The organism is Amycolatopsis kentuckyensis (genome assembly GCF_002155975.1).
GTDB classification, from domain to species: domain Bacteria; phylum Actinomycetota; class Actinomycetes; order Mycobacteriales; family Pseudonocardiaceae; genus Amycolatopsis; species Amycolatopsis kentuckyensis.
The window spans coordinates 1-3,007 of the sequence record NZ_MUMI01000620.1 but is presented as its reverse complement, the minus strand read 5'-3'; the positions used below and the strand labels follow the sequence as shown (position 1 = coordinate 3,007).

The 3,007-nt window shown below is 70.7% G+C and carries 3 protein-coding genes; 2 read left to right on the top strand and 1 reads right to left on the bottom strand.

Annotated elements, in window-relative coordinates; translation table 11 throughout:
- Both CCN39_RS43900 and CCN39_RS43895 read left to right on the top strand, forming a co-directional pair.
- A partial coding sequence (locus tag CCN39_RS43900) for an MFS transporter (protein ID WP_086852639.1) occupies window positions 1-1,081 on the top strand: 1,081 nt, incomplete at its 5' end.
- 33 nt (window positions 1,082-1,114) lie between these two features.
- Window positions 1,115-1,408 (top strand): DUF1330 domain-containing protein, encoded by a 294-nt coding sequence (locus CCN39_RS43895; RefSeq protein ID WP_086852634.1) that lies wholly within the window; start codon window positions 1,115-1,117, stop codon window positions 1,406-1,408.
- Window positions 1,409-1,426: 18 nt separating this feature from the next.
- Here the strand turns inward: CCN39_RS43895 and CCN39_RS43890 are convergent, their stop codons facing one another.
- Window positions 1,427-2,866: a DUF1996 domain-containing protein gene (locus tag CCN39_RS43890; RefSeq protein WP_086852637.1), complete on the bottom strand. Its 1,440-nt coding sequence runs from the start codon at window positions 2,864-2,866 to the stop codon at window positions 1,427-1,429.
- Window positions 2,867-3,007 lie beyond the last annotated feature (141 nt).

Below are 3,007 nucleotides of genomic sequence, written 5' to 3'. Positions count from 1 at the left end.
GGGCAGAGCGGCCCAAGGCGTCGGACTCGGCCTCACGGCGCTGATGATGGGCGTGGCCCGCGACCACCTTCCCGAGGAACGCGGCGCGGCCACGATCGCCCTGATCTCGGTGGTCTCCATCATCGGAGCCGGCGTCGGCTACCCGCTGGCCGCGCTGCTCGCCGAGGTCGGCGGACTGCGCGCCGCCTACGGCCTCGGCCTGCTCGTCACCGCCCTCGCCCTCGCGACCGCGTGGCGCTCCGTGCCCGCAGCTCCCGAAGGCCGCTCCGCTCACGTGAACGTGGCCGGTGCGCTCGTCCTGGCGGGTGGACTGCTCCTCGTCCTGTTCCTGGCCGGCGAGCGGAGCTTGTGGAGCCGGCACCTCGCCGTGGCGGTGCCCCTCGCCGTCGCCGCCGTACTCCTGCTCGGCGTCTGGACCGTTTCCGAACTGCGCACCAAGACGCCCCTGATCGACGTCCGGGCGGTCCGGCACCCGGCGGTCGCCGGGGCGAACATCGCGATGTTCGTCGGCGGGAGCGGCATGTACCTCCTGCTCACCCTCATCAGCCGCTACGCGCAGACGCCGCACAGCGCCGGCTACGGCTTCGGGCTGAGCACCTTCGTGGCGGGGCTCGTCCTCATCCCGTTCTCCGCGCTGGGGTTCGTCGCCGGCAAGCTCACGCCGCGGGTCCGCAACCGGATCGACGGCCCCGTGCTCCTGGCCGGCAGCGCCGCCATCGTCGGCGGCGGGTTCGTCCTGTTCGCCACCGCCCGGTCCAACCTGGCCGAGCTGCTCACGGCCATGGGCGTGCTGGGCTTCGGCGTCGGCAGCTTCTCGGCCGCCATGCCCGGCGTCATCCTGGCCGTCACCCCCAAGAGCGAGACGTCGAGCGCCATGAGCTTCAACTACGTCGTCCGCAGCGTGGGGTACTCCGCGGGCAGCGCCATCGGCGGCCTGGTCCTCGCGGTCGGCCCCGGCCGCCTCTTCCCCGACGACAGCGCCTACACCACCGCGGCGCTGGTCGGCATCGGTGCCATGGCGATCACGACGCTGACCAGCCTCGCGCTCGCCCGCCGACGCTGGTACGAGACCAACCCGTAAGCCGGATGCACTCATCCCCACACTGGAGGTTCCATGCCCAAGGGCTACTGGGTCAGCGTCTACCGCACCATTGCGGACCGCGAGAAGCTGGCTGCCTACAACAAACTGGCCGCTCCGGCCGTCAGGGCCGCGGGCGGGCGGGTGCTCGCCCGCGACGGCCGGGTCGTGGCGCACGACGCCGGAGTCGCCGAGCGCACCATCCTGATCGAGTTCGACAGCTTCGAACAGGCGGTCGCCGCACGGGCGAGTGCGGCCTACCAGGAGGCGCTGGCCGCACTCGCCGACGGCGTCGAGCGAGACTTCCGCATCATCGAAGGCCTCGACTGACCGCCGTTACCGCAGGCGTCACTGCGAGCAGCGCTGGCCGCTGTTGATGCAGCGGACCACCTGGTTCATCAGACGCTGGCCCATGACGTTGGCGAAGTCGTCGTGGTCCGAGCGCGGGTTGTGGTTCTCCTGCTCGAACGCGTCCACTTTGTACTGTCCGTTGACCTGCACGTCCCTCGGGATGTCGTAGGTCAGCGTGATCCGCAGCTGCGGGACGTTCCGGAAGCCCTGCGGGCACCTGCCCTGCCGGTCGGCGAACACGATGTGCGTGCGGTGGTTGGCGCTGTCGATGTTCTTGCCGTCCCAGCAGTTCGGGAAACTGTGGATGCGCTTCACCTTGCTGCCCTCGGGGCAGATCGGGTACTTGTCGGTGAGCCGGTCCTCGAACCCGCTGCACGTCCAGCTCGGCCGGACGTTGGCCGGGCCGTTCGTGCTCTGCTTGGCGTCGCCGTAGAGGATCCGGAGGAACTGCGGCATCGCCACGACCCGGCGGGCGCCGCCGCCGGTGAACGTCAGGTCGGCTCGCTCGACGCGCTGGATCTCGCCTTCGTTGTCGCCGATCTCGTTGTCCTCGTTGACACCCGGCAGCTCGGCGGGCTTGCCGGTGCTGTTGCCGCCGCCGTTGTCGAGGCCGCCTTGGCCGTTCTTCTTCAGGGCGCAGGCCGCCAGGCCGCCGAGGTCCGCCGGCTTCGCGCCGGTCCGGCCGATCGCGATGGCGATGCGGTCGAGGGCCGCCTTCCGCTTGTCGCCGAGCGGGTTCAGCACGGCGTTGCGGATGTCCTGCTCCGACTTCAGGTCGCCGCCCGCGATCCGGGCGTTCGCCTCCTTGACCTGGTTGTCGAGCAGGTCGAGGTTGCGCTCGACCTCGGCGGCGGCCGGGTCGGGGACGTCGGCGAGCTTGCTGGCGACGTCGGGGCAGTCGACCTGCGTCCCGGCCTTCTCCTGCTTCGCCTGCTCGCGATCGCCCGAGACGTCCTTGGCGGGCGGGTTATCTTCGTCTTCCTCGGTGTCGATGCGGAGGACCGGCCAGAAGTACGTCGACTTGTCCCCGTTCTTGCAGGTGGTGCCGGCCTTCGCGAGGCTTTCGTTGGTGGAGTCGGCGTTGGTGGAGAGGTTGCCGACGTAGTCGTGCAGGTGCTCGGCGCCGTTGCGGACACCGGGCTGGGCGATGAAGTTGTCCGGGTTGAAGTGCTGGTTCTCGTTGCGGCCGCAGTCCACGGTGAAGGTTCCGCGGGCGCCTTGGCGTTCCAGCGCCTGGTCGACGTTCGTGCCCTTGGGCACCTTCGTGATGTCGACGAAGAACGACTTGTCCACTTCGGACGCTCCGGCGGTGCCGGTGCCGCCGGTGGTGGTGGCGACGACCAGGGCGCCGGCGGCGAGCGCCAAGCCCAGGCCGAGGGTGGCGAGCTTGGTGCGCCGGGTGATGCGGTGCCGGCCCGTGGCGGGTTTTCGGGGCATGGAGTTGTTCACCTCGTTCGGTTTCCCGGGCGCGGCAAGGTAAGCGCGGCCCGGGCAGCGACCAGCGACACGTCCGGTCCGGACGTGCGGGACCCGGGGAGCGGCCGGGAGGTCCGGACCTCCGGCCGCTGGTCCCGACGT